The 25,818-nt window shown below is 51.7% G+C and carries 23 protein-coding genes; 3 read left to right on the forward strand and 20 right to left on the reverse strand.

The window, feature by feature from the left end:
* Window positions 1-364 precede the first annotated feature (364 nt).
* Together DQG23_RS33230 and DQG23_RS33235 are read right to left on the reverse strand one after the other, a co-directional pair.
* Window positions 365-1,036, reverse strand: coding sequence for a class I SAM-dependent methyltransferase (locus tag DQG23_RS33230; protein WP_158560817.1), 672 nt, complete (start codon window positions 1,034-1,036; stop codon window positions 365-367).
* A gap of 158 nt (window positions 1,037-1,194) precedes the next feature.
* Entirely contained in the window at window positions 1,195-1,941 is a 747-nt protein-coding gene (locus DQG23_RS33235) for a sugar phosphate isomerase/epimerase family protein (protein WP_113035345.1), read from the reverse strand.
* Between the two features lie 399 nt (window positions 1,942-2,340).
* Here DQG23_RS33235 and fumC point away from each other — a divergent pair, with 399 nt between their 5' ends.
* Both fumC and DQG23_RS33245 read left to right on the forward strand, forming a co-directional pair.
* Complete coding sequence (fumC, locus tag DQG23_RS33240) at window positions 2,341-3,729, forward strand: class II fumarate hydratase (protein ID WP_113035346.1); 1,389 nt, start codon at window positions 2,341-2,343, stop codon at window positions 3,727-3,729.
* Window positions 3,730-3,735: 6 nt separating this feature from the next.
* Entirely contained in the window at window positions 3,736-4,095 is a 360-nt protein-coding gene (locus DQG23_RS33245) for a hypothetical protein (protein WP_113035347.1), read from the forward strand.
* Window positions 4,096-4,139: 44 nt separating this feature from the next.
* On the opposite strand, the gene DQG23_RS33250 is transcribed toward DQG23_RS33245, so the two are convergent.
* From DQG23_RS33250 to DQG23_RS33300, 11 genes are all read right to left on the reverse strand, one after another.
* Entirely contained in the window at window positions 4,140-4,931 is a 792-nt protein-coding gene (locus tag DQG23_RS33250; RefSeq protein ID WP_113035348.1) for an HAD-IIA family hydrolase, read from the reverse strand.
* 156 nt (window positions 4,932-5,087) lie between these two features.
* On the reverse strand, window positions 5,088-5,333 hold the full coding sequence (locus DQG23_RS41955; protein ID WP_146762432.1) for a hypothetical protein: 246 nt from the start codon (window positions 5,331-5,333) through the stop codon (window positions 5,088-5,090).
* 439 nt (window positions 5,334-5,772) lie between these two features.
* A complete protein-coding gene (locus DQG23_RS33260) occupies window positions 5,773-7,728 on the reverse strand; it encodes an ATP-dependent DNA helicase (RefSeq protein ID WP_113035350.1) in 1,956 nt (651 codons plus the stop codon).
* Window positions 7,729-8,025: 297 nt separating this feature from the next.
* Window positions 8,026-8,436, reverse strand: a complete 411-nt coding sequence (locus tag DQG23_RS33265; RefSeq protein ID WP_238178159.1) for a CBO0543 family protein — start codon at window positions 8,434-8,436, stop codon at window positions 8,026-8,028.
* Window positions 8,405-9,574, reverse strand: coding sequence for a DUF2515 domain-containing protein (locus DQG23_RS33270; protein ID WP_113035351.1), 1,170 nt, complete (start codon window positions 9,572-9,574; stop codon window positions 8,405-8,407). Before DQG23_RS33270 ends, DQG23_RS33265 begins: the two co-directional genes overlap by 32 nt.
* A 219-nt stretch (window positions 9,575-9,793) precedes the next feature.
* Window positions 9,794-10,639, reverse strand: coding sequence for a DNA alkylation repair protein (locus DQG23_RS33275; RefSeq protein ID WP_113035352.1), 846 nt, complete (start codon window positions 10,637-10,639; stop codon window positions 9,794-9,796).
* A gap of 101 nt (window positions 10,640-10,740) precedes the next feature.
* Window positions 10,741-11,406 carry a Crp/Fnr family transcriptional regulator gene (locus DQG23_RS33280; protein ID WP_113035353.1) on the reverse strand — a complete coding sequence of 222 codons (666 nt, stop codon included), beginning with the start codon at window positions 11,404-11,406 and terminating at the stop codon, window positions 10,741-10,743.
* Between the two features lie 238 nt (window positions 11,407-11,644).
* Window positions 11,645-12,778: an alpha/beta hydrolase family protein gene (locus DQG23_RS33285; protein ID WP_113035354.1), complete on the reverse strand. Its 1,134-nt coding sequence runs from the start codon at window positions 12,776-12,778 to the stop codon at window positions 11,645-11,647.
* 21 nt (window positions 12,779-12,799) lie between these two features.
* The gene (locus DQG23_RS33290; RefSeq protein WP_113035355.1) at window positions 12,800-13,501 is read right to left on the reverse strand and encodes a PIG-L deacetylase family protein; all 702 of its coding nucleotides are present in this window, start codon (window positions 13,499-13,501) and stop codon (window positions 12,800-12,802) included.
* A gap of 47 nt (window positions 13,502-13,548) precedes the next feature.
* Window positions 13,549-14,565, reverse strand: a complete 1,017-nt coding sequence (locus DQG23_RS33295; RefSeq protein WP_158560818.1) for a zinc-dependent alcohol dehydrogenase — start codon at window positions 14,563-14,565, stop codon at window positions 13,549-13,551.
* Window positions 14,566-14,585: 20 nt separating this feature from the next.
* Window positions 14,586-15,725 (reverse strand): mandelate racemase/muconate lactonizing enzyme family protein, encoded by a 1,140-nt coding sequence (locus DQG23_RS33300; RefSeq protein WP_113035357.1) that lies wholly within the window; start codon window positions 15,723-15,725, stop codon window positions 14,586-14,588.
* Window positions 15,726-15,956: 231 nt separating this feature from the next.
* Here DQG23_RS33300 and DQG23_RS33305 point away from each other — a divergent pair, with 231 nt between their 5' ends.
* Window positions 15,957-16,616 (forward strand): GntR family transcriptional regulator, encoded by a 660-nt coding sequence (locus tag DQG23_RS33305; RefSeq protein ID WP_158560819.1) that lies wholly within the window; start codon window positions 15,957-15,959, stop codon window positions 16,614-16,616.
* Between the two features lie 268 nt (window positions 16,617-16,884).
* Here DQG23_RS33305 and DQG23_RS33310 read toward each other — a convergent pair whose 3' ends face one another.
* The 7 genes from DQG23_RS33310 to DQG23_RS33340 all read right to left on the reverse strand — a co-directional run bounded on the left by DQG23_RS33310 (window position 16,885) and on the right by DQG23_RS33340 (window position 25,806).
* A complete protein-coding gene (locus DQG23_RS33310) occupies window positions 16,885-18,978 on the reverse strand; it encodes a hypothetical protein (RefSeq protein WP_113035359.1) in 2,094 nt (697 codons plus the stop codon).
* Between the two features lie 95 nt (window positions 18,979-19,073).
* Window positions 19,074-20,039: a Gfo/Idh/MocA family protein gene (locus DQG23_RS33315; protein WP_113035360.1), complete on the reverse strand. Its 966-nt coding sequence runs from the start codon at window positions 20,037-20,039 to the stop codon at window positions 19,074-19,076.
* A complete protein-coding gene (locus tag DQG23_RS33320; RefSeq protein ID WP_158560820.1) occupies window positions 20,036-21,271 on the reverse strand; it encodes a Gfo/Idh/MocA family protein in 1,236 nt (411 codons plus the stop codon). Before DQG23_RS33320 ends, DQG23_RS33315 begins: the two co-directional genes overlap by 4 nt.
* Window positions 21,272-21,326: 55 nt before the next feature.
* The gene (locus tag DQG23_RS33325) at window positions 21,327-22,364 is read right to left on the reverse strand and encodes an alpha/beta hydrolase family protein (protein WP_113035362.1); all 1,038 of its coding nucleotides are present in this window, start codon (window positions 22,362-22,364) and stop codon (window positions 21,327-21,329) included.
* Window positions 22,365-22,866: 502 nt separating this feature from the next.
* Window positions 22,867-23,862: a LacI family DNA-binding transcriptional regulator gene (locus DQG23_RS33330; protein ID WP_158560821.1), complete on the reverse strand. Its 996-nt coding sequence runs from the start codon at window positions 23,860-23,862 to the stop codon at window positions 22,867-22,869.
* 164 nt (window positions 23,863-24,026) lie between these two features.
* The gene (locus DQG23_RS33335; RefSeq protein ID WP_113035364.1) at window positions 24,027-24,896 is read right to left on the reverse strand and encodes a carbohydrate ABC transporter permease; all 870 of its coding nucleotides are present in this window, start codon (window positions 24,894-24,896) and stop codon (window positions 24,027-24,029) included.
* A gap of 1 nt (window position 24,897) precedes the next feature.
* A complete protein-coding gene (locus DQG23_RS33340; RefSeq protein WP_113035365.1) occupies window positions 24,898-25,806 on the reverse strand; it encodes an ABC transporter permease in 909 nt (302 codons plus the stop codon).
* Window positions 25,807-25,818 lie beyond the last annotated feature (12 nt).

Here is a 25,818-nt window from a genome sequence, read left to right on the forward strand (position 1 = left end):
TTGTTGCTTGTTTTTGCTGGCTTTATTTCGCTCATTGTTCAGTTTTCAAAGGACAATTCTTCTTACTTGCTTGCTTGTCCTAACCGCTTGTCTCTCTCGGCCGGAATTACAGATTATCATGTTTCAAATCTTTATGCAAGCTTTTTTTAAAACTTTTTTCCTGGCCTCGTGCTCAGCCTCTCTTGCAAAAGGTGTTGTCCGAAGCAGGAACCTTAGAATAGCACGGTTCNCCTGGCCTCGTGCTCAGCCTCTCTTGCAAAAGGTGTTGTCCGAAGCAGGAACCTTAGAATAGCACGGTTCCGGAAGCAGGTCAAGCCTTATTTCGACAATATTTGCAGAGACGATCGGTGGGCGCTGGTCCGGCTTATTTGCTTACGCTATAAACCGCATTGGTCTCTTCCTGCCAAAGCAGTTGAAAATCTTTAAACCCTGCCGCCTCAAACAGGCAGCGCTCCGTTTCGATCGAGCTGGGGATATCGTAGTGGTATTGGCCGTGAGCCGAATTATCGCCAATGATGCTTTTGTACGCCTCAAGCCATCTTCGTTCCCGATCCGGGGTCTCTACATAATCTCCTTCTATATACAGTCCGCCGGGCTTCAAAGCCGAATGAAGCTTCTTATAAAGCTTGAGCTTGTCGTCCCGCAGCAAATGGTGCATGGTCATCGCCGAAACAATGTAATCGTACCTGTCCGGCTCAAAATCGGCCTCCACATAAGAAGCGTTCATAATCGTCAACCTGTCGGACCATTGTTCATACTTGACGCGCAGCAGTTCAAGCATATTAACGGAAACGTCAACGCAAGTAATTTGCGCGTTTGGCGCTTTTTTGAATATCCACTTGATTTCCGTACCGGTCCCGCAGCCCAAATCGAGTACGCGTACCGGCAAATCCGTTCTATCGATCGGCTTTGACAGTGCGGCATAAAAAGGATCGAATGATCGGATGACGCCCCTCATATGATTGTCATAACCTAGTGCCCGCTTATCGAAAAAATGCGACATTTCTTCCAATTGAAAGTTATCGCTTTTTGCCATCGCCGCTCCCCCTCGCCATGGTAAAGAGCATAGCATATGCAGACGGCAATTCGCCTGGGAGAAAACGATTCAAAAAAAATTACCCTGCACAAGGAAGGGTAATCGTAAACTTGTAAAGCTGATAGGCAAGCCGTGAAAAGCACAGGCTATAAACTTTTCTATAGGGTCAACAATCCCTTGAGCACCTCGGCATCCTCGAGAAATTGCTCCGCCAGGCCGTCTTTTACGAATTCCATAAGCAAGTAGCGATCGCCTTCCAATGCTTGCAAAGCATCTATGTAAATGCGCCATGGCTCAATTCCATCCGACAACGGCAATTGGATTCCGGGCTCCCAATGAAAAACGTGAACGTTTGACAGCTGGGGAGCAAGCTTCCTTAGCGAGTCCAAATTTTCCCCCGTATTGAATTCGGGTTTATGCTGCCAATAAGTCGCAACAGCTTCGTTCCCGACTAATTCGAGCAAACGCAGCGTTTCGGCGGTTCCGTCAGTCAGCGTATTGGCGTGAAATTCGAATGCGATTCGGATCCCTGCCTCGCCGGCACTTGCTGCAGCCGCCTTGGTATCTTCAACGACGGCCTTCCACCATGCTTCGTCCGCCTTGTCGGATCCTTTATCTCCTGCCCAAATACGAATGGACGGCGCTTTAAGCGCTTTGGCCGTTTCCAGCACATCCGCAAACGATTGACCGTAACCTGCCTTGTAATAGGAGCCATAAGAAGCGACAGTCAGCCCCGCCTCGCGGGTGGCATCGCCGATCGCTTTTGCACGCGCCAAATCGCCGACTGGCACATGCACGTCTCCTCCCCACTCTATTGCGTTCAAACCTGCTTTCGCTGCAAGCTCGATAATTTCCTCCGGGCTTTTCTGACGGAACGTAACCGATACGAGACCGGAATACAGCATTCGGATTTCCCCTCTTTCGTAAAATAACTAATTAATGTTGACCTAGCACCACCGGGACAGCTGCTTGTATAAAACAAGTCTAATCATCCGCAATCATTATATAATGGGCTTCCTTTTCGAACAAACGTTTTTCCGTCTTTTATAACGGCAGCACAATCTATAATGAAGGAATCGCACATTTTTATTACCCAAGCAAACATTCCGGAAATAAAGCCATACTATCCATGGATACAGCATGCTTAGCAGCTGATGTTCGGAAGCACAACACTTGCACGGATATCCGGCTGTCCACGCCGCTAAAATGCATCCTAATAAAAACCGATTTGCCACCGCATCGCCAACATGATATCATTTATGATAATGATTATCATTATCGAATATTTCGAGGAGGGCTTACCGATGCAATTTCGTATTGAGAAGGATACGATCGGAGAAATTCAGGTTCCCATACATAAAAAATGGGGCGCGCAAACCCAGCGAAGCTCGGAAAACTTTCGTATCGGCACGGAAACGATGCCGCTCGAGCTGATCCGCCAATTCGCCGTGCTCAAAAAAAGCGCAGCGGCGGTAAACCGCGCGCTCGGCAAGCTTGACGAAATCAAGGCCGGGGCGATTATTTCGGCGGCTGACGAAGTTTTGGACGGCCGCTGGGATGAGCATTTTCCGCTTGTCGTCTGGCAAACGGGCAGCGGCACGCAATCGAACATGAACGTGAATGAAGTGATTGCCCACCTCGCTAACGATAAGTTGGAGGCGGAGGGCCGCGAATCCCGGGTGCATCCCAATGATGACGTAAACAAGTCGCAGAGCTCCAACGATACGTTCCCGACCGCCATGCATATGGCAGCGCTGACTGCTGTCGAGGACCGCGTCCTTCCTGCTATCGCTGTGCTTAAGGAGACGCTGGCACGAAAAAGCGAAGCGTTCGCCGATATTATCAAAATTGGCCGCACGCATTTGCAGGACGCCACTCCGCTTACTCTCGGGCAGGAAATTAGCGGCTGGCACCGCATGCTCGACAAATCGGAGCGAATGATCAAGGCAAGCGCCGATTCTCTGCGCGAACTCGCGATCGGCGGGACCGCCGTCGGCACCGGCATTAATGCGCATCCCCGCTTCGGCGAGCTCGTTGCCGAGGAAATCAGCCGCTTGACGGGCAAAACATTCGTTACGGCGGAAAATAAATTTCACGCCTTGACCAGCCATGACGAGCTTGTATATGTACATGGAGCCTTTAAGGCCCTTGCCGCCGATTTGATGAAAATCGCCAACGACGTTCGCTGGCTCGCCAGCGGTCCGCGAAGCGGCATCGGCGAAATTACGATTCCGGCGAATGAGCCGGGAAGCTCGATTATGCCCGGCAAAGTAAATCCGACGCAATCCGAAGCGATGACGATGGTCGTTTGCCAGGTTATGGGCAACGATGCGGCGATCGGCTTTGCCGCCAGCCAAGGCAACTTCGAGCTGAACGTGTTCAAGCCCGTCATCATCTACAATTTCCTGCAATCCGCCCGACTGCTCGCCGATGCGCTGCACTCGTTCAACGACAACTGCGCAGTAGGTATCGAGCCCGATGAAACGGTCATCCGCAGCAATGTGGAGCGCTCGCTCATGCTCGTCACCGCGCTGAATCCGCATATCGGGTATGAGAAAGCCGCCGCCGTCGCCAAAATGGCGCATAAAGAAGGCATTACTTTGAAAGAAGCCGCACTGCGAAGCGGTTTTCTGACGGAGGAGCAATTCGACCAAATCGTCCGTCCCGAGCAAATGATCCACCCGAAGGAGTGAACCGCTATGTGGAACGTTATCCCGTTGACCTCAACATTGTTTGTGTTTCAATCTGAGCATGATTATCCCCAGGACTGGACGGCGTCCGCCAACATAACGGAAACCGCCGGTAATCGTCTGAACGTCAAAATCGATATCTGCCTTACGCTAATACGCGATAAAGAAGCTTACGAGCAGTTGCTTGACGCGATCCGGCATTTTGCCGATCAGCAGGTGAAACACTTCGGCAAAACGGATTGCTTGCTGCAATACCAATGCACCGGCATATTGGACGGCGTCGCCGGCATCGATATTCCTTCCATCGAAGGAACGGACGGCAGCCGTTTGGCGCATGCGTTTTACACGGAGCAGCGAATGTCGGGATAAGGTGCAGAAAAATGGCTGTTCGACATATACAAAAAAGCGCAGCATCAAAGCAGCGCCCGCAAATCGTTTATAGAATCCCAAATCCAGTCCGGCCGGCGTTCCTCGGGAATGGCCGTCCCCTTCTTCGTCGAGCCGGACCATACGAGCGCCGTCTTCATGCCTGCCTGCTTGCCGAGCCCGATATCGGATTCGAGGCTGTCGCCGATCACGATGCACCGGTCCGCCGGGAGTCCCAGCTCTTGTAAGGCGGTTTCCGCCATAAAACGGGACGGCTTCCCGATCACGACGTCCGCTTCTTTGCCCGTCGATGCGACTATCGCGCCGATCATGCCCGCAACGTCGATACAATCGCCTCCATCGCCGGGAAACGTCTTATCGGCGTTCGTGGCGATGATGCGGGCGCCGCTGCGGACTGCGCGGAACGCCTGATTCAAATCATGATAAGTCAGCGTCTCGTGCAGCGTGATGACCAGCCAATCGGCCTCCTCGGGCTTTGCGGCGAGCGCGATACCCCCTGCGATAAGCTCGTCCTTCAGCCCCTGCTCGCCGAGCACCCACGCTTGGCAGCCGGGGTTATTTTGCTGCAAATACCGCGCCGTCGCGGTTGACGACAGCATAATTTCCTCCTCGGCCACCGCAAGCCCCATGCCGCAAAGCTTGTCATAGCACATTTTGCGGGATATATTGCCCCGGTTGCTTAGGAACAGTACGCGTTTACCAGCCTCTTTCAGCAGCGCTACCGTTTCAGGAACGCCCTCGATTATTTCTTTGCCTCGATAAACCGTACCGTCAAGATCGATAATAAAACCATCCACATCATGCAAGCTGCCGCGCATCGCTGTCCCTCTTCCTGCTTTTGCTTCTTTGTATATTCTTTATCCAAAATCAATTGCAGCGTATGCCAAAACCATGCAACTGTCAAGCGCCGTATACGTCGCAGCCGCCAAAGCTCCGGAGTAAGTTAATCGTAACGAAAAAATGTTCGAGAGATGTCAATCGGATGTTGCGATTATGTAAAGGCGGGCGGTTACCACGCCGCCTTGCGGCTGCCAACTTACCCTCTCGTGGCTTACAGTCCGATTTTGCCCGCTTGGAATCGAGTACGGCTTCCTTTCCCCGCCTGCAATCCGAAAACGCCTACTTGCAGCGGGTATTTTGATCGGTACATCGGTGAATCCCTTCTCCAAGCCGGCAAAATCGGACTCCAGCGTAAGGCGAACCTCGATTTCTTGCTCCATGTGGGCTATTTCGGACTACAGCATACAAAGGAGCTGCTTCTACGATATACTTTCTGCCCTGAAATAACTATATTTCATTATCAATGGTGCCTCGATACGGCATCGAAGTCTGGAAAATTAAAAAAGCCGCGTTTCAGCGGCTATTTCATCATTCTTCTAAGCTTCTCATATAACTTGCGGTTTATATAGGCAAACAGTTTGGATAGCCAAAATAAACAAACGACAACAGCACAGGAAACAGCTGTCCAAAAAAGACCGGTTTTGACTGTTAATGTTCCACGAAATAGCCCGGTGGCCATGAGAACGAGGTAAGCTGCGAAAACAATCAAAGCGCCAATCTTAACCATTTTGATTTCGAACACTTCCTCTTCTTGCTTCCTCAATAAGCAGCTTATCGTCATCGAACCGCCGGTACGTGAATTCTCCCGGAGCGTATAAGCTAAACCAGCGCTTCCTGCAGCTTCACGCCTTGCGGCATAACGGATTCGATATGCGTCCTTGAAGCCTGCAGGCCGTTGCCCTCCTCACTGAGAATGGCGACATAACCGCTGTCCCCGCGGGAGCGGATCAACCGGCCGATGCCTTGTCTTAAGCGCAGCAGCATGTAGGGCAGGTCGACCTCGTCGTACGGCGAAGCCGCAGCGCTGCGTTTGGCCATAAAGACCGGATCCTGCGGCGGGAACGGCAAGGACCAGACGATTACGTTCGACAGCGACGGACCGGGCACGTCGAGTCCTTCCCACAAGCTGACCGCACAAAGAATGCTCGGTTCATCTTCCTGGAAGCTGGCGATCAAATGGCTGATTTCCCCGTCCCCCTCAAATCGGAAACGCAGCCCCGCGCATGCCGGATAAGAAACGAGCTCCCGCTTGAATTGCTGCAATTCGTCCTTGCTCGGGAACAAAATCAAGGCTCTTCCTTCCGTTCGCTCGAGCAGCTTGACGGCCGCCGCCATTTTATCGGCGAGCGTCACGCCGGACGGCCACTTCGGCGCTACCGCCTGCATACTGTTTTCGTAATCGTAGGGGGAAGCCACGGAGAACGATAAATAGTCGGCAATTCCGAGACTTTCCGCCACGTAACCGAACGATTCGTCTACGGATAGCGTGGCCGACGAGAACACGATCGGCATCGGCGATCCGAATACCCGCTCCTGCAGCACTTCCTTGACGGTTCTCGGCATGATCGCAAGCGCCAATCCGCTTTCGCTTTCCGTCGCCCAGCAAATGAGCGTTTCCGGTTTTTCTAACAAACTTAGAGCGATTTGCATCATTTCCAAATGCTCCTCGACGATCCTCAGCTGGTATTCGCTCAGCGTAAAAAGCCCGCCTTCAAACACCAATTCCTCCTCTATTTCATCGAGTACCTTACGGAAACGGCGCACTTCCTTCAGCAGCCTCTCGTTCCATTCGACCCGCTTCCGGTCGGAGCCCGGTATCGCTATACATAAGCCTTCAAGCACTTCAAACATGGCTTCACTCTGCAAAATGGCCTCATCCACAAGCATCGCCAAAGATTCGCGTATTTCTCCCTGCAGCAGCCGCGTAATCACTTCCTCGAAGACGGCATGCTTCAGCTTATAGGTCAGCGCTTTCTGGGCAGCCGATTCCAGCAAATGCCCTTCGTCGAAAACGACGGCGCAATGATCCGGAAGCAGAGGCAGTTGCCCTTCCCGCTTCCTTCCTTCATACGTCCACACATGCTCCATGTAAAAATCATGCGAGCAAATGATCAAGTCGGCCGACTTCCGGTAATGATCGCGCGACAGCGTTTGTCCGCAGCGATGGCGCTTGGCGCAGACGAAGCAGTCTTGGAAGGAATCCCAATTGATTTTGTTCCACTCGCCGTCGCTCAGTTGGGGATAGTTTTTCCGGTCGCCGTAAGCATGAAACGTTTGCATCGCCTCATAGGAACGCACAAAATCCGGCAGCCCCTCGTAAAGCTCTTCAAAAAGCAATCCGTCGCCTTCATCCTGCGTTCTTGCATGGTCGAGCTTGTTCAAGCATACGTATTGATCGGGAGACTTGCCGAGTCTCGCGTCGATCGCAAGGCCCAGATGTTTGGCCAGCTTGGCGATATCTCCTTCGGGCTTGACCAGCTGCTCGATTAAAGATTCGTCCGCACAGGCGATGACGGCGGGCTTGCGCATAAAACGCGCGTAGCAAACCGCGTATAACAAATAAACGAGCGTTTTCCCCGTCCCTACTCCCGCCTCCGCGAAAATCGTCCGTTTCTCGGCAAAGGCCCGCTCCAGCTGAAAAGCCATATAAATCTGCTCGTCCCGCACCTCGAACCCGGCTTCCGGCAAAATATCGTAAAAGACGTCCGCCACCCATTCGCCGACCTGCGGAATAAAGGGTAGAGTAGGATCATGTGCAAAGGGATAACGCTCCATCTATCATTGCCTCCAGCATCCGATATTTCAAGGATAAACGTCTGTTGCGGCTTAGTCGCCTCGTGTTTTCCGGTGAATATCAGCTCTATATAATATGAAACAATCAGAATCCGATATTTGAACAAATAATAATTATTGCACGAGGTCCCGATAAAAGCAACAAAGAATAAGAACGCGCTAAAAACCTTCAATTCCGCTTAATAACGGCTTCGAAGGTTTTTCACGATAACGGAACCCGCTCGCATCGGCGCCTAACTTTCACCGGCATCCAGGTCTCCTATTTGTCTTATCCCCAGCTTAAGCAAACCAACGATACATTTTCCAGGCAAGCCACATCACGAGCATATAACCGAAAAACGAGTAAAAATGGCTCCAATCGCCGCTATGTGCGAACCAGCCCAGCCTTTCCGATATTTGCTCGACCAGCATCCCCATTAGACCGAAGACCAGTAATGCGACAATGCGCTGCCATCTTGCCATTTTTTGAAACCAGTAAATAGCAATGGCCGTTATGAAGGGCAAAACGAGCAGCGTAGAAACGGCATTGAAGGAAAAAAGCTCGGGCAGAGGCCGCGCGGGAAAGGAAAACAGCTTTTTGCCGACCAGAATGATGTCCAAATACGTCCCCAGCCAAGAAACGAAAAGCAATGCCGGAATATACGCTTTAAAATTGGCGCTAGAAGATTGCTGATTTGGCGATGACCGCAAACTCGATTTTCTCCAACGTTTTACAATATTCATGACCGATGTCACCGTCTCCCTTCTCTTCATCCTTCATGAAATAATCGATGACCTTCCAATCGTCGAACCAGTCTCCGGGCTCCGCTTCCTTATGATCGAAGTTTTTCCATGCATGCTGCAGGGACGGGCTGTACAGTCGGGGCGACCCGGGCTGAATTCGGCAATCGTCCATTCGCTTTTTATAAGGAGCTCCAGGCGCGGACTCGTTCACGTCGTTGAACACATGCGGCCAGTAATCTTTACGCGATCCCGTATGCGGATGCTCCTTCGCCCAAGCCAGTACGCCCCGAAGATGCTCCGGACTGCCGAAAAGCACATCGTACAACCTTTTTCCCAGCATAATCCGTTCGTGCAGCGAACCGAAATGGCGAAGCGTTTCTCCGATCATGCCGACCGCTTGCCCCGCCCCCTTATTCAGCCCCTTATGATACGGAAACAAAATTTGATTTAAACGGAGCAGCTCCTGGAGCTTAAACGGGAACGTTCCGAGAATCGTGCTTTGATAATGATCGTTTTGAATCACTCTTTTTTCCAGATAGCTTTGTTCATTGATAACTAGGGCCATCGTAAGCAGATAACGGTCGCCGCTCGTCCAGAAATGCTCCCACATGACCTCCATAAAGGCCGATACGTGAAAATGGGGCAGCAGGTGAAACAAAGGCGTATTTCTTCGCAAGCTTTCTTCGTACAAAAGAAATTGAGGATAAGCGTCCTGAAAAATCAGCCAGTTTCCGCGCTCCAAAAATCGGAAGAAATGGTTTTGCTCCGTATCGGACAGCAGCTTCGAAAGCAGCTCTCCCCGCAAATCCGTCATGCTCCAGCCGCCGTTCCTGGACACCATATGCCCCAAAAGAGCCCATTCGACCTCCGAATGGTTCAGATAGTAATCGAAATAAGCCATCGTTCGGGTAACGTTATTTAAATTGAGCCGTCGGGTCCGTTCTTGAATATGCCGAATTAGGGTCCGGTCTTTATCGGACAAGTCCGCTTCGCTTGCCGCCGTTTTGCCGGATTGCTTCAATTTCTTCATCAGTTGTTTGCGGATGATGCGAAGAGACGGACTTCTTATCAGCCGTTCCATTTGGGTGAAGAACCCGATTTTCATGCTCTTCTCTCCTTGTATGCGGAGCAGCCTTATGGCGATCTGCCTAGACCGGCGCACGACGATTCGGACAATGGCAGCCAAGCAGACGCCTGTCTATCATCATCCTATTACGATCCTCGGCGATTGATGACGGAGAGTTTGTCTGTATAATAAAAAAGACCTGCCGTATCTCTACCGCTAGAGATTTTCGGCAAGCCTCTGTGCTTCATGTTGGCTGGTTCATTTTTTTAGCAAGCTTCTTTTGCCCTTGGTTACGATTCGTCTCGTTTCCTTCGTATCCGATAGCTCCAGCCAGGCGTCGCAAACTTGATTCACCCAGTCGGGTGCGGTTTTGCCCGCGTCGTTCAGCCAGTTTCCTACGGAGTCCTGCACGTATTTGACCGGATCGGATTTCACATGCTCGAGGATCGGCAGCGCCATGCCGGGATTTTGCTTCAGCGCTGAAATATGTTTGGCCCACACCCCTTGCGGACGGATTGCTTCGACGGCGAATCTTCGCACATTCGCGTCTTGGTCTCGAGCCCACTCGTACAAAATCGCAAGCGATTCCTCCAATTCGTTCGTGATAGGCTCCCTTACAGCCATCCAAGCAATTTCGCGTACGCCAAAATGGGAATCCGCAGCAAACGGACGAATGCCCTTCAGTTTTTGGGACAGGCTCAGCCGTTGATCCAGTCCTACGATGTAGGCGGCCCAGCAGCGAACGCTATCCGAACGATGAGCGGCAAGTGCGCCGAATATACGGGCACGTTCCGCATCCGGCTTACGCTCCGCCAGCTCAAGCCATCCCTGGGCGATCGCAGGAATGATTTTCATGATTTTGCTTTCGTTCGCAAGCCCGGCTTCCGCAAACGCCGTATCCTGTTCCTGCAGCAAGCCAAGCTCATTTATTACATGATGCAGCAAAATCCGATGATCGACGGCAAGCCATTCGGTCAAATTCACCGTTTCCAGCCGCCCCCTATTTAGCAGTTCGACCGCTTCTGCCGGAATATCGGCAGCTTTTTGAGCTCCTTTTCGCTGCAAAAGATGCTCCGGAATCGCGATCGCTTTTTGGTTGTTCAAGCCCTCTCCACTCCTTCTGTGATGTATGAGAAAGCGGAAACCTGTACGCTCACTCCCTTTTACAGGATACCTTCCTTGTTTAAGAGAAGATGTAAAGCAGGTTACAAGTCGCGGCGAATAGAAATCGATTTAAAGCCCGTTCGAATGCTTCCCGCTTCGGCCAGTTCGTGCAATGCCGCCGTTACCGCTTCTCTGGTCGCTCCGACTAGATTGGCAAGCTCTTGATGCGTGAGCGGAAAATCGATTTTGCGGTAATCGCCGTCGTCGCCCGTAAACCCGAACTGGCCGGACAGCCGCTTCAAGGTATGCATAATTTTTTCATGCAAATTTCCAAGCGCCAAATATTCAGCCAGACTGCTCATAGCCGTCATTCGTTCGCTCAATACTTTAAAAAGCTTCATCATGAAGCGGGGCCGCTGCGTTAAGAAGCTTTCAAATCTGCCTCTATTCATTATGCAAATATGGCATTCCTCTAACGCTTCGATGTATGTATCCCTCGTCCCGAACGAAATCGAATCCATTTCGCCGAAAACGTTGCCTTCCCCGAGAATATCCAATGTAAACTGCTTGCCGTCGGCATTCAGCTTATAAATGCGCACCTTTCCCTTTTTTACAAAGCTGAGCCCTTCCGTAAACGTATCCGGCGTTTGAATAAACGTGTTTTTTGCGATTGTCGTTATTGACGTCATTTCATCCATTTCGAGCAAATCTTCCGCCGGCAGCGATTGCAATAGATTGAACTGCGACAAGTAAAAAATTTTATCCATTGTTTCCTCCATATGCTTCAGGAAGCCTGTGACATGCTGTTTCTATAATAAACGATTAAGCCGCAAAATCCGATATGCAGCGTCATTACTTACGATATTCGCTTGAACGCGCGTGAACCATGAGATCGGGCTTGATACGAGAACATACAGCGAAGCAGCTTCCACATCAGTTAAACTAAAAAAGCCAAAACCGATACGCACAGTATCGGTTTTGACGAAGACATATAAATAATGATCATCACTGCTCATCCGGCAAATTTTTCAAATAGCGGCAAAAAAGCTCGATGCCGTCATCGGAGGGGTTTAACTCATGGACGCCTTCAAAAACATCGCAGGATAAACGGTCCGCTATGTTTAATTGCTCATACAAACGGGCGACTTTGTCCATCTCTTTCACAGCCGGTTCGATAACGAAAACCTCATCGCTCCGAGCCGCTTCGAGATATAAAAACCGAGGGCATATAAGCCCGCACACTTCCGCATCCAGAAACGTGTTGCCCGCATCGAACCAAGTGAAGTCAGGCCAGTCGTAAACGAACCGGTCGTTTATGAAGCAAGAGGAATAGGCCGCTTTAATCCGGGTTTCGACCGCCGTAGTGAATAACGTATAAAAGCCGCCGTACGACAATCCGAGCATGCCGACTCTTGCGGAATCGATATCTTCGCGGGCTAGAAGGTAATCCAGGCTTCGCTGGATTTTATATATTTCAACCGCTGTGACCGAGCTTCCGAGCTGCTTAAGCTGCTTGTCAATTTCGAGCCTTTTATTGTCGGGCCCGAATCTCGGCGATTGCCACAGCAAAAGCTGCGGCGCAAATACGGCAACGCCTTGGCGAAGGAGCAGCCGGGACATGTCCCGGTAGTTCGTTTCCCCGTAAAAGCCGGAGCAAAGCTCGGGAGTTCCGGAGCCGCCATGCTGGGAAATGACGAGCGGATAAGGAGCGCTCGAACCGCCGCATTTGGGCAGAAACAACAAGCCGTACGTAGTCAAGGAATAACCCGCGTCAATTTCAACCCGGTAAATCATGCTTAATTCGTCCTCGGCCACGAAAGTAATCTCCGCTTTAGGCGGTACGGCATCGCCGCCGGTCTTTGCAGCAAGGCTTCCTGCTCCTGTCCGCTCCCCGGCGGACCGGCCAGGCATCGCCAGCGGCCATCCGAGCATTTCCCGAAACTTGGCGCGATACGGCTTAATTCCTTGCTCATAGGCCTCGATGGAGCTCGTATCCGGCTGAAAATACAAACGGCGCCGCTCTTCGGACTCGTTACGCAAATGATCGATCAAGGCTTCCCATTCCGTTATCTGCCGTTCTCGGTAAGCATTGCCGGCTTGCTCGCTCTCGCTGTAAAGCGCGCTTTTACTTGCATCCATCGAACCTTCCCCCTTTACGTTTTACGGCAGCAAATGCGGACCGCCGCTTACCGGGTACATCGGCAGGCTGCGGAACGCCTCGGCGTATTTCACGCCGATGGCCATACCCCGCATCGAGGACGCCTTCGCCATGAACTCGACGTATTCCATGCCGTAAATATGCTGCAGCCATGCATCCTGGCTTTCGTGGCAGCGCAGCATCCTGCTTTTTGTCTCGAACGTGTCCGTGATGTCGACGTAAGCCTCCGGCTCGAAGCCGATCGAGCCGACATTGTCCATGATGAACACATGAGGAACCTTGTCCATTTGCGGAAACTCCGTTTCGATCAGCCGGACGGTGACGGGAATGCGGCAGTCTGCGGCAATCTCGCCGCAAATCCGGTGGTCCGGATGGTAGTCGTTCGCGCCGTGCACAAACATGACATCCGGATTCGCTTGACGAATGGCATTGATGAACGCCATCCGCGTTTCCCTGTCGTGAAACAGAAATTCATCGTCGTAGCCGAGCCAGATCAAGTCCGCTCCGATGACTGCTGCGGCATTCTCCGCTTCTTTCCGGCGAATCGCAGCGATCTCCTCCTTCGTATGTGTCGGAGATCCGACGTTGCCGTTGGTCGCGACCATGATCGTGACATGATCGCCTCTCGCCGCATATTTGGCCAACGTTCCGCCGCATAAAATTTCCACGTCGTCCGGATGCGCGCCTACTGCCAATACTCTCATAACAATCCCCTTCCCGGCTGTTCAGCCGCTCGTTTTTCGCACGTTCGCTAGCCGTTATTCTCCACGATGACTTTAATTCGTTCCTGTCCGCCCGCGAAGGCGCAAGCAATCGCTTGATCCAGCTGCTCATAAGGAAAGCGGTCCGTAATCATCGGCGCGACGCTAATCCTTTCGGATGCAAGCAGCTCGATCACCCGCGGCCATACACGAGGCGCATTTGCGCTTCCGATGCAGGTGATTTCCCGCAAAATAAGGTCCATAACGTCGAACTCCACCTTATGCTCGGGCAAGCCGAATAGCAGAACGCGTCCCTTATTCGCAACCAGCTTCTGGGCAAGCTGAATCGTCTCCGCTTTGCCGACGGCTTCGATCACGACGTCAAAGCTGCGTTCCTCGACGACGGACAAAGCATCCTTCTCCCTGATGCTGAACGCTTCGTCAGCTCCGTAAGCAAGCGCGAGCTCGAGCCGTTTTTTTCTCGATCCCGCCACCGTTACATGGGAGGCTCCCATCAGCCTGCACAATCTGGCAAAAAACAATCCGGTCGGTCCGTCGCCGATAATAATGGCTCTTTCACCGCCGCGAAGCTGCACTTTATCCATGCCGCCCAGGCAAACATGGATCGTCTCGCATTGCGACGCTTCATCGTATCCGATCGATTCCGGCAATATGTACAAATTATTCTCCGGAATGACAACATATTCCTGCCAGAAGCCAGACTGATTAATGCCATACTCCCTATTGCGGACGCATTGATGCTTGTCGCCCGAAAGACATGCGTTGCAGCTGCCGCAGCCGATGCTCGGGTCCAGCGTGCAGCGGTCTCCAACGCGAACCCGCGTGACCGCACCCCCGACCTTTATCACCTCGCCGGCCGCTTCGTGCCCAAGCGCATAAGGCGGCTCCGCGAAAATAGCGGAACGTTTCATAATGTGCAAATCCGTCGCGCAAATGCCGATCGCCCGAATTTTCACAAGCACGTCATGCTCGCGCAGCTCCGGCAGCGGCAGCGACGTCAACTCGGGTACGATCGATCCGTTCCATATCCAAGCCCGTGTTTCCATTCCCGCAGTCTCCTTTGTCATTACCGGTCGCAGCGGTATTTTTCAAGCGCGTCCTCATTGATTTCGATGCCGAGTCCCGGTTTGTCGGTAATTTGAGCGTAGCCGTCTTTGACGACGATATCGCTTTGCAGCATTTCCTGGCGAATCGGCGTTTCGGCGACGCAATATTCCAGCAGGCTGCCGTTCGGAATCGCCGTAACCAGATGCAGAGACGCCGCGATGACGATGCCGCTGCTCCATGCGTGAGGAACGCATGTAATGTGATGCGAATGGGCCAGCTGGGCGATCTTTTTCGCTTCGCTCAAGCCTCCGCAGCGGGTGACGTCAGGCTGAATAATGTCGACGCCGCCTTGCTCGATCAGCTGCCTGAAACCATAACGCGTCGTTTCGTTCTCGCCGCCGGCAATCCGGATCGTCGTCGTTTCGGCCAGCTTCCGGTAGCCGTCATAATCGTCGGCGAACAGCGGCTCTTCGATCCAATACGGTTTATATTGCTCCAACTCTTTAATAAGCGGCATGCGGGAAGCGGCGTCGATCGGGTGATCGTCGGACGGGATAAAGCCAAGATCAAACAGCAGATCGACGTTCGGTCCGGCAGCTTCACGGGATGCCCTTACTAGTTCAATAATTTCGCGGTTCCCTTGCTCAAAACCTCCCCAACCGAGCTTAATCGCGGTATAACCTTGCTCGACCCATTTTTTCGTTTCGTCATACGCTTCTTCCGGCGTATACGGCATAAGCGTGCTTGCGTAAGCCCGCACTTTTCCGCGCTGCGCGCCGCCAAGCAGCTTGTAGATCGGCTTGTTGAGCGCTTTGCCGACGATATCCCAAAGCGCGATGTCGATTCCGCTCATCGCATGAATGACGACGCCGCGTCTGCCGTAAAACTGGCTGCCGACGTACATTTTTTCCCAAATGCGCTCCATCTCGAAAGGATCCTCGCCGATGATCATCTCGCCCAGCCCGCGGCAAATCCGGTGGGAGGATGGCGACTCGATAATCGCTTTCACGACCCATGGCGCGGAATCCACTTCGCCGTAGCCCACAATGCCTTCATCCGTATGAACCTTAATAATGATACCGTCCTGTGCGCTGTCGTTGTTCAGCTGTACGTCGTTCTTCTGACGAACCGGAATCGCTTCGACCTTCGTAATTTTCATTGGAATGCCTCCTAAAGTAAAATAATTGCCCACAGCTGCAGCGAACTGTGCAATCGGCTTGCCGCATTACGGGGTACTCACAAAATGATTTTTTAATGAAGTATATGACCAATATAAATTGCCCGCCCCGTAATTGTCAACAATCTACTGTCAATTGATTTCTGTGTACTTTCGTTACTAATTCGGTTATGATTAGATAAAGATTGCCGTTTCACGTGCGAGGAGATGCTCATGACTAAATTTCAGTTTAAAAGCCAAGAAACGATCCCGCTCCGCCAGAAGATCGCGACGGATATCCGCAACGCCATCATTCAAGGCGATCTTAAACCGGGAACAAAGCTGAAGGAACAGGAAATATCCGAGCAGATGGGAATAAGCCGGGGACCGGTGAGGGAAGCGTTGCGCGACTTGGAGGCAATGGGGCTTGTCGTGAGCCTTCCTTACAAGGAAACCGTCGTTGCAGACGTCCAGAAGGAAGAAATCGTCGATTTGCTGCTGCCGATCCGGCTTCAACTGGAGCTGTATGCGATCAAATATAGCCTGGATCACTTGGATGAAGATATTATTCGCACATTGGAAGCCATTGCCGAGCGGATGGAGGAATTCGCGGCTTCCGGCAATATCGCAGGACTTGTAGAGGAAGATATTCAATTTCACGAGAAAATATTATTTATCCACAGTGACTCTACCTATACGCAGCAGGTTTGGGCAGGCATTGTCAACCGGATGCGGCTGCATTTTATGAAAAATACGAGCCGATATTCCGATCTTGCCCGGATGCCCGCGGAGCATAAGCAGCTTATCGAAGCGCTTCAGTCCCGGGATTTCGTCCGTATTAAAGAAGCCTGGGAAAAGCATATTCGCGACGAAGACTGTCTGCTTTACTTGTAAGGGCTATGAACATGCCGTGCATGCATGCCTATAAGGGCGGATCGGAACCGGCTTCCAAATAACGCAAGCTTCGCCGGAGGCATGGCCGCTGCAGACAAATACCATGCGAAGGGGCGGAACCAAAAGTCAGTTTGCGCTTAGTCGAGCCCGCTTAAAACCTATTTGCCTTGAGAAAAGGACCTCAACTTCCACTTTGCAGTGGCAATTGAGGTCCTTTCGTATAGGTTCCCATGTTATGCAAATACGTTTGGGACAGCCCCTGTTTTCATTAATACCCTGTAATCTCCACTTTATCCAGGTAGGCATAAGCCGCGCTCCCGATATTCGTTCGGAAACGAACTTGGAAATACGGCAAATTATTCGCGGCCGCAGGCAGCGTCAACGTTTTGACCGCCCAGCCGAAATACCCGGTTTGATCGTCAGCTACGACCCAGTCGGTGCCATTCCACCATTCGCATATAAAATGATCGCTTGCAGCAGGAGAATTCAATGTCTTCAAGGCATATGAAACGACGATATTGCTTCTACCGGTCGTACTAACCGCTTTGGTCAACGAATTGGTCCCGGTTAACTTGGCGCCGTAATAACCCGAATATACATAAGGCGTCCCCAGCGTCGTCCCGTTATTCGACCAACCTCCTGTCGTAAAATCGTTATTATCGAAGCCATCCGACCAGATTGTGACAAGAGGACTTCCCGTAATTTCGACTTTATCCAAATAGGCATATGCCGTGTTCATATTCGTTCGGAAACGAACCTGGAAATACGGCAAATTATTTGCAGCCGCAGGCAGAGTCAGCGTTTTGACCGCCCAGCCGAAATACCCGGTTTGATGGTCAGCTACGACCCAGTTAGTGCCATTCCACCATTCGCAGATGAAATGATCGTTTGGCGTTGGGGAGTTCAGCGTCTTCAAAGCATAGGAAATCGTAATATTTCCTTTCCCCACTGTGCTGACCGACTTGGTTAACGAATTGGTCCCGGTGAATTTAGCGCCATAATAACCCGTGTACACATAAGGCGTTCCCAGCGTTGTCCCATTATTCAACCATCCGCCTGTCGAATAGTCGTTATTATCGAAGCCGTCCGACCAGACGGACGATAGCTCCTTATCCCTGAAATCGACAACGAATGCTTGAGTCGGGTTCGTATCGCCATCCCAATTGCTTGCATAAATGACCCTTAGGCCGTCCGGAGAAACGCTCCCTTGGGCTTGTGCCCAATAACCGTTGGCTTCTCTGTTGTTGGCATGCAAATGGGCGATTCGCTCCACTCTCGTTCCATCAAGCTTAACGGCGACCAGCTCGTTCTTATATGGCTCCCAGCCGGCGTCCCGATACGGATATGTCACGAAAACCCAGCCGTTCCTGTTCACGTTGCGCGCAGACGTATGTCCGGCATAACCGCCGGTCGTCAGCGCGGTCGCAGCACCATCCGTCAATCTTCTCTTCAGAACAATACCGTCATAAGGCGCTCCTCTGGAGCTTCCTACAGCTACCTCGGCGCCGTCCGCATCGACGGTAAGATCGTAATGCGAGGGTGTCCACAGCTCGGACCATGTTTGCACCAAAGTTCCGTCCTTGGTATAGATCTTCGTGTAATTCGGATTGCCGGCAACCGTTCCCGTCACGACAACGTAGCTTCCAAGCGGCGAGATCGTCGCAAAGTCAAGCGTCATCCCGTCGGCGGTTGTCGATATGTTCGGGTAGCGCACGTCATTGGCGATATCGTACGCAAACGCGAAATTGCCGGATTGGATCACGACGAAACGCCCGTCGTCAGACAAATTCCCTTCCCATGGCCCAAAATGGCCGTCAGTCACATCGGCGAATGTTTTTTTGACGGTTTTGGCATCGGTTACAGGATTCCAATAGCCAAGCTCATTGCCCGAAACGTAAACCATTAGATTGGGATCTGTAGGATGCCATCTGAGCTCGTTGGCCCAATGGAGCCTTGAAAATAGCGGAACATAAGTCGAGCCGTCTAAAAAAACCATACGCTCAGACGGATCGCCGGGCCCCGGACCGTTAAAATTGTATTTAAGCAGCAGCTTTGTTTGATCCGCATTCCATGCCGCGTCCTTCGGATAATTATGCCTTGCTGTCGTTCCCCAAACACCGCCGGGCACATTGGCGATACTTGTCCCTGGATCGCCAGAAACCCGTGTGATCCTGCTGCCAAAAGTCGGGTCCGTTACCGTTTGCAAATACCCGGGCTTCGCCAGAGCCGGCGCAGGCCAATACGTATTCGTGTTTGTCGGCAAACTTGTATTCGGACCCCAAGCGAAGGCTCCGGCGACTGAAGATAAAACCAGCAGCAAACCGATTCCCATAACGAAGACCTTAGCCGATAAGCTTTTCATATCGTCCTCCTTGTCTCCCCGTTGAGAGGTACGCATGATTCATCAGTAAAAATTCCCCAGATTAAGCACGAGTGTTTCATGGAACTCGCCTTCTTTCACTCGAACCATGAATGGCTTTTCGCCCGAATGACCATTCTGGTCGGGTGCAGTTCTTCTTCAGGCTCATAAGGCATCGCGGCTAAGCCGATCAGTTCATCGACATACCTATCGAAGTAGTCTTGGGACGGTTCGGATCGATCGATTTCCCCCAGATCGCGGTCGCCTGCAATCAGCCTCGTTCTGACTCCTCCGTCAGTTGCCTCCATAAAGCCCGAAGTGCCGAAAATACGAAGATGTTCGTTCCCCCACCTTCCGAATCCTTGCGGATTCAAATAATTGACAACCGCACTCGCCACTCCGCCGTTCGCCAGGCTCATCATGAACGAAGCCGCCATATGGAGTCCGCCGTTTGAAACGGGATTACCGAGCTGGGTTTCGACGACCGCAATCTCGCTTACCTTTTGCATCGCGACATGCTCGACGAAACGAACGGCATGGACCCCGGCCTGACGGGAAAGCCCTCCGTCGATACGCTCGTCTTGCGGACGCTGTTCAAAATACGGATAGGACTTTTGCGCGAACACTTGGACGACTTCGCCGATGACGCCCGCTCTTACGAGATTTCGCATCGACAAATACGGCTGCTCGAATGCCGTCCCTGCCATTTCGCGAAAGCGGCACCCAGTAATCCTCGCGGTGCGGATAATCGCATCCAGCTCCTCTTCGCTAAGCGCGCATGGTTTCTCGGCATAAACGTCCTTTCCAGCCAGCATGCATTGAATGGCATCTTCTGCTTGATCGCTTCGCAAAGGCGAGCAAAGCGATACGAGACGAACGTCGGGATCCGCCAATAGCTCTCGAAGCGTCGCGTAATGGCGTACGCCCGGATCGTTTCTAAGCGAGACAGGCAAACTGGATAAATCTATGCAAGCGGTCGCCGCAAGCCGGGCTCGAGGATGATTCTCCAGCAAATGCTGGATCTGGTGGCCGTTGCAGCCGTATAAGCCCGTTCCGATTTTCATACCGATTGCACCACTCGGCCAAAATTCACCGGAAACTTGTCGTATGTCCGCATGTCCACAGGCTTGGCGGGTACTCCCCAAGGCACGCCCGACTCCGAAAATAACAGGCTTCCGTCGGCCGCCGCATAGATTATCGCTTCAGCGTCTTTGATTGTGGTAACCGCCGTCCCGTCCAGAACCGAACGAAGCTTGTGCCTATCCGGAATGTCAAAGATCGCTCCGGAAGACTCATAGGCGCCGTTGGATACAAGCACAAAGTTTCGGGTCGAAGCGACCGGACAAATCAATTGACGTTCTTCTCCCGCAATCACCCGGATCATGTTGAGGTAAATATTTTCCAAACTGTCTTCCTCGCCGAACGAGAACGATTCCGGCTTCCCGCCCGATTCCATCATCAGCGTATTATCGTAGCTCCATATCGCCGATCCTCTTTCTCCCAGAACCCGAATCGTCGGCATCGTTTCTTGCGAATGGCATAAAGTGGCATAAAAGCACATCGTCACGCCGTTGTTCATTTGGACTCGGATACACGAGGTATCTTCGCCTTCAATCCGATTGGCCCGGTACAATTCGCCTGTCACTTCATAAGGCGCGGCCTCTTGACCGTTCTCCCCTTTCTGCATGCCGGAGAGTGCCAGCATATTGTTAAGAAGATGAGACAAAGGATTGTTAATCGTCCCGTCCAAAATGTACGTTTCGCCTAACTTCGTTTTTCCCGCCCAGGGGGTTCGGCGATAATAGTCGTCCGTTCTGCGGAACATGCCGATGCCCGTAATCGTATGAATGCGTCCGAACGCCCCGCCTGAAATCGCTTCCTTCAACTTTGTAAAGGCTTTTCCCGAGGTCAGCTGAAAATTGACGGCACAATGCTTGCCCGTTTGCCGCGAGGCACGGATCAACCGGTCGACATCCTGAATGACGACGGCGGGCGGCTTCTCCAACAAAACATTAAACCCCGATTCCATGATGTCGATCCCCATATCCGCATGCAAATGAATAGGCGTCGACAAGGAAATAAAATCCAGATCCCGTTCGGATGACAACATCGCTTTATAATCCGTATAGCATTTGATGTCTTCGCCTTCAAGCATCCGGCGATCTTCCGCGGCAAGCCTGATTTCGCTCACCGCCGCAAGCTCCATTACGCCCTTCTCCCGAAGCCGGAGCATTTGATCCAGATGTTTTCTCCCGAAGCCGTTTATTCCGATCAGCGCAGCTTTAGTACGTCTCATATGAGTTCCTTCGCTTTCTGCAACTCCGTGTATCGGTATCCCCATATGTCTGCCGTTAAAGCCATCGATTCATCCATCCGACCACTTCCTCGTAATGAAATTCATGCCCGCCTTCGAAAATATCAAGCTTTACTCTGTCCGGACATCCAGCCGTACGGTATGCCTCTTCTACGACTGGAAAAGCCTCACGCGCGGCTTCGACCGGAAAACCGTGATCCAGTCTCCCGTTCGACAAGAGCAGTGGTCTCGGCGCAATCAAGGCAGCCACATCTCCCATTTCTCCATATTTCAATAGATGGGGAACCGTCATCGAGCCGCAGAAATTCCCCCAGTTGATGGCAAATGACTCAAACGTGTTGAAGTAGCCGCACACGGCGGATGCCTTGATTCGATCCTCCACTATTGTCGAAAACAGGCTCCATGCCCCGCCGAAGGAAAGTCCTGCACAACCGATTCTCCCCGGATCGACTTCCTCCCTCGTCTCCAAATAGTCGATGCATCTCATGATGTCCCAAACATTAAGCGTTAACGGGTTCAAGCCCATCATGATCGACTTGAGAAACACAAGATCGCAGCCGTCTTTCTCCCCATGCCGATGAGGCTTGCCGTAGCCGAGGCTCCTTTCTCCGAATCCCCTCGCATCGGGAGCGAGTACGACAAAGCCGTCTTCGGCAAGCCTCGGCGCGATATGATAGTTCAGCTCCTTGTAGTCGACCTCTCTCTGCCTCTCCCCATGCTGGATACCCATCACATCGTCTTTGCCTGCTCCATGGCCGTGCAAGCACAACACAGCGGGATTGCCTTTTCTCGCGTTACGGGGAATCAGCATGTAGAATGGAATTTTCATATTGCGTTCGCTTTGGATAACGATTTTCTCGCAGGTATAGGTTTCAAACTCGGTTCTTTCCAAAATGACGGGCTGTAAATCCACCTTTTCCCTCGGCCACTCGCCCATCAGTTCGATCAGCTTATGAAGGAATTGCTCCCTCCAGCTACTCCATTCGGCTGCCGTTTTCGCCTGAAATTTGAACGCAGGCCGAAGCTCGGCTTGATAGCTTTTGAGGTATTCTCCCATTGACAAATGCCGACTCATATTCGTTTATCATCCTTTCATTCGGACAGCGAAGGCCCTGGATAAGTTATTTTTTGCAAAGTTCCCATCGGGGCAAAATATGACTTTGATGCTGCATCATAACGAAGCTGTAATGGGATATGATGACGTTTCGCGTCAAGGTAACGACGTTAGCAAAACTATTACCAGACGCGCCTTCTCCGAACGCTAGCCTCCTCTCAAAAACGTTTAATTCACCTTTATTATTGTCATTATCTCAACAAATTTCGAATTACAATTGCATAGTAACACGCGTTACCTATAGTGTCAATCACGATTATCCCCAGGTTAAGGGCTGCCGCAGCTTAACACTGGCGTTCATCCAAGGCCAAGAGTCTCTTTCCAATCAATGCTTACCGTCTGTTCAATCAAGGAAAGCTTGTATATCCGAAAATGAGAAGTAATTGGCGGAGGCTATTATCATCAAGTATTTGCACACAAAAAAACACAGTGTTCCGAAAGGAATCACCGCGTTTCGCTAAGTCTATGTTTGCACTTCGGTATTGGGGACAGCTCCTGCCGTATCCCCCGGATAAAAACGGATGCAATCCAGCACAATTTTTTGCGGAGGCGTATTCCGGTCGGCGATCAATTGCTGCAGTCTGTTTACGATCAGCTTCGCCACTTCCCCCCTATCGAAATAGATGGACGATAAATGCGGCTTGCTTAATTTGACGAGCTCCGTAAATCCGTACCCCAATAGGCTGATATCCTTGGGCGCCTCCAGCCCGTACTCCCTCAGCCCTTGCAAGACGCCGAATTGAACGACATTTTCAACGCAAAACGCCGCAGTATACTCGATGTCAAGCAGCTTCATCCGACCGGCCATCTCATAGCCGCCGTCCTGGTTAACGACTTGCACCAATAGCTTGTCGAAGGGCAAACCGTTTTCTTCAAGCGCTTTTTTGTATCCTTCCAAAAGCTGACGATGGATAAGCAGATCCAATCTTCCGCTGAACAGCGCTATTTTGGAATGACCTTTATCGATAAGGTATTGTACGGCATCCTTCGCTATTCGTTCGGAATCGGGCGTTACGATATTCGCCTTCTCATTCTCGATTACACCGTATAGGACATAAGGAATGCCGGAACGTTCCAGCGCGTTAACGATCGTATCGTCCAAAAGCCCCGTTACCACAAGCCCGTCGGCCTCGTTCCGTTCCAGAAAATTTTCCAGTTTGCCGATAAGGGAAGGACTCTTGATACTCATAAACATTAAATTGTAGCCAATTCCACTGACGATATCCTCTAAGTCTTCCATTAGCAAGGAATATCGGGAATCTTTAAGCTCCCTGTTGCAAAGGATATAGCAAATATTTTTGGGGGCTTCATTGCTCTTGTACCCAAGCTCCTTGGCCGCTTTCAGTACTCGTTCCCTGGTCTCGTCCGATATTTTATTGTTCTGCACATTATTGAGAACAAAAGAAACGGCGGTTCTCGATATGCCCAAATATTCGGCAATCTCTTTTTTGGTCACCATGCCAGTCCATCGATCCCTTTCCATTCCGTTAAGTAACGTTCGTTAACCTAACTATACAACATCCGCCGCGGCCAATGCCAATTATTTCTGGAAAATGGGATCGGATTAGACTGCAGATGAAGCTGCAGCGCGAAAGCTCTGTATCATGTCGTGACGGCTTTCGTTCAGCCCTTGACCGAGCCCAGCATCATCCCTTGGTTGAAATGCTTTTGCAGAAACGGATAAACGATGCTAAGCGGAAGCGCCGTGATTACGACGGCCGCCATTTTGACCGCCTGGCTGTATTCGAACCCGTCGCTGTTGGATTCCATGCCCATATCGGTCTCGATCAGCATTTGCCGCAAAAACACCTGCAGCGGCCACTTCGCCGTATCGTTCAAATACAGGATGGCATTGAAGTAAGTATTCCAGTTGTTGACCGCATAAAACAGGACGAATGTCGCCACGACCGGCAGCGAAAGCGGCAAAATGATTTTCCACAGCAGGCGAAACTCGCCGCAGCCGTCCATCCTTGCCGATTCCTCCAGCTCGATCGGGATGTTCTGAAAGAAGCTGCGCATCACGATCAAGTTAAAGGGCGCGATCGCCCCGGTCAAAAAAAGCGACCAATAGCTGTTTAGCAAATGCAGCTCCTTGACAACCAAATAAGTCGGAATCATGCCGCCCCCGAACAGCATCGTGAACAGCACCAGCAGGTTGATCGTTTTCCTCCCCTTCAGCCAGCTTTTGGACAAACCGTAAGCCATCAGTCCGGTCAGGACGATATTGATCACCGTACCGACGACCGTGATGTACAGCGCGTTGTTGAACGCATTCAGAAAATTCCGGTTCGTGAACAAATAGCCGTATGCGTTGATCGTCCACTCCCTAGGAATGAGGAAAAAGCCGCGCGTCAAAATTTCCTGCTTGGTCGCAAACGAAATGCATACCACATAAATGAGCGGGATCAGCACGACAAGCATCGCCAGTGTAAGCACCCCGTACAAAATAAAGGGGAACGCTTTTCCCGAGCCTCTGGCATCGAATGTCTTCATGTTAGTAAACCCCCTCCTCGCCCATTTTTTTGGACAGCCGGCTCGCAAGCAGAATCAGCACCAGCCCGACGATCGATTTAAACAGCCCGACTGCCGTCGTAAACCCGAATTCGCCTTGTAAAATGCCCACGCGGTATACATAGGTGTCGAACACGTCCGAAACGCGCAGATTCATCGCATTTTGCAGCAGATACACATGCTCGAAGCCGATGTCCATAACGCTGCCGAGCCGCAAAATAAACAGGATGACGATCGTCGACTTGAGCGCGGGCAGCGTAATATGCCACATTTGGCGCCAGCGTCCGGCTCCGTCTACGACCGCCGCCTCGTACAAGGTCGGATCGACGGCGGCCAGCGCCGCGAGGAAAATAATCGCGTTCCAGCCCGCTTCCTTCCAAATGTTTTGCGACACGTACAGCGAACGGAAGTAATCGGGATCCGTCAGCAGCTCGATCCGCTCAAAGCCCTTTGTTGCGAGCAAATTGTTGATGCCTCCGTCCTGCGTTGCGAACAGCAGCACGGTCACGCCTACGATGACGACCCAGGACAAAAAGTGGGGCAAATAAACGATCGTTTGCACCGCTTTGCGAAACCATGATTTGCGTACCTCGTAGAGCAGCACGGCAAGCACGATCGGCGCCGGGAAGAACAATACCAAATTCAGCAAGCTTAACATCATCGTGTTGCGGAGCAGCTTCCAAAAATCCGGGGCTGTGAACAAACGCTCAAAATTGCCGAGACCGATCCAGGGACTGTCCGCAAACCCGCTGATCGGGTCGAATTCCTGAAAGGCGATGACGATGCCGCCCATCGGCAAATACTTGAAGAGCAAAAAGAAAACGAGACCGGGCGCGATCATCGCATAAAGCGGCAGACCTCTTCTCCACTGCAGCCATCGATTCGTTGCCATACTACCATCCTT

The sequence above is a fragment of the Paenibacillus contaminans genome (genome assembly GCF_003285015.1).
Classification (GTDB): domain Bacteria; phylum Bacillota; class Bacilli; order Paenibacillales; family NBRC-103111; genus Paenibacillus_V; species Paenibacillus_V contaminans.

What these genes read in the sequence shown, in the direction of transcription:
- DQG23_RS33230 (WP_158560817.1), bottom strand. Translation starts at nt 1,036, where the DNA reads ATGGCAAAAAGCGATAACTTTCAATTGGAAGAAATGTCGCATTTTTTC.
- DQG23_RS33235 (WP_113035345.1), bottom strand. Translation starts at nt 1,941, where the DNA reads ATGCTGTATTCCGGTCTCGTATCGGTTACGTTCCGTCAGAAAAGCCCG.
- fumC (WP_113035346.1), top strand. Translation starts at nt 2,341, where the DNA reads ATGCAATTTCGTATTGAGAAGGATACGATCGGAGAAATTCAGGTTCCC.
- DQG23_RS33245 (WP_113035347.1), top strand. Translation starts at nt 3,736, where the DNA reads ATGTGGAACGTTATCCCGTTGACCTCAACATTGTTTGTGTTTCAATCT.
- DQG23_RS33250 (WP_113035348.1), bottom strand. Translation starts at nt 4,931, where the DNA reads ATGCGCGGCAGCTTGCATGATGTGGATGGTTTTATTATCGATCTTGAC.
- DQG23_RS41955 (WP_146762432.1), bottom strand. Translation starts at nt 5,333, where the DNA reads ATGGAGCAAGAAATCGAGGTTCGCCTTACGCTGGAGTCCGATTTTGCC.
- DQG23_RS33260 (WP_113035350.1), bottom strand. Translation starts at nt 7,728, where the DNA reads ATGGAGCGTTATCCCTTTGCACATGATCCTACTCTACCCTTTATTCCG.
- DQG23_RS33270 (WP_113035351.1), bottom strand. Translation starts at nt 9,574, where the DNA reads ATGAAAATCGGGTTCTTCACCCAAATGGAACGGCTGATAAGAAGTCCG.
- DQG23_RS33280 (WP_113035353.1), bottom strand. Translation starts at nt 11,406, where the DNA reads ATGGATAAAATTTTTTACTTGTCGCAGTTCAATCTATTGCAATCGCTG.
- DQG23_RS33285 (WP_113035354.1), bottom strand. Translation starts at nt 12,778, where the DNA reads ATGGATGCAAGTAAAAGCGCGCTTTACAGCGAGAGCGAGCAAGCCGGC.
- DQG23_RS33290 (WP_113035355.1), bottom strand. Translation starts at nt 13,501, where the DNA reads ATGAGAGTATTGGCAGTAGGCGCGCATCCGGACGACGTGGAAATTTTA.
- DQG23_RS33295 (WP_158560818.1), bottom strand. Translation starts at nt 14,565, where the DNA reads ATGGAAACACGGGCTTGGATATGGAACGGATCGATCGTACCCGAGTTG.
- DQG23_RS33300 (WP_113035357.1), bottom strand. Translation starts at nt 15,725, where the DNA reads ATGAAAATTACGAAGGTCGAAGCGATTCCGGTTCGTCAGAAGAACGAC.
- DQG23_RS33305 (WP_158560819.1), top strand. Translation starts at nt 15,957, where the DNA reads ATGACTAAATTTCAGTTTAAAAGCCAAGAAACGATCCCGCTCCGCCAG.
- DQG23_RS33310 (WP_113035359.1), bottom strand. Translation starts at nt 18,978, where the DNA reads ATGAAAAGCTTATCGGCTAAGGTCTTCGTTATGGGAATCGGTTTGCTG.
- DQG23_RS33315 (WP_113035360.1), bottom strand. Translation starts at nt 20,039, where the DNA reads ATGAAAATCGGAACGGGCTTATACGGCTGCAACGGCCACCAGATCCAG.
- DQG23_RS33320 (WP_158560820.1), bottom strand. Translation starts at nt 21,271, where the DNA reads ATGAGACGTACTAAAGCTGCGCTGATCGGAATAAACGGCTTCGGGAGA.
- DQG23_RS33325 (WP_113035362.1), bottom strand. Translation starts at nt 22,364, where the DNA reads ATGAGTCGGCATTTGTCAATGGGAGAATACCTCAAAAGCTATCAAGCC.
- DQG23_RS33330 (WP_158560821.1), bottom strand. Translation starts at nt 23,862, where the DNA reads ATGGTGACCAAAAAAGAGATTGCCGAATATTTGGGCATATCGAGAACC.
- DQG23_RS33335 (WP_113035364.1), bottom strand. Translation starts at nt 24,896, where the DNA reads ATGAAGACATTCGATGCCAGAGGCTCGGGAAAAGCGTTCCCCTTTATT.
- DQG23_RS33340 (WP_113035365.1), bottom strand. Translation starts at nt 25,806, where the DNA reads ATGGCAACGAATCGATGGCTGCAGTGGAGAAGAGGTCTGCCGCTTTAT.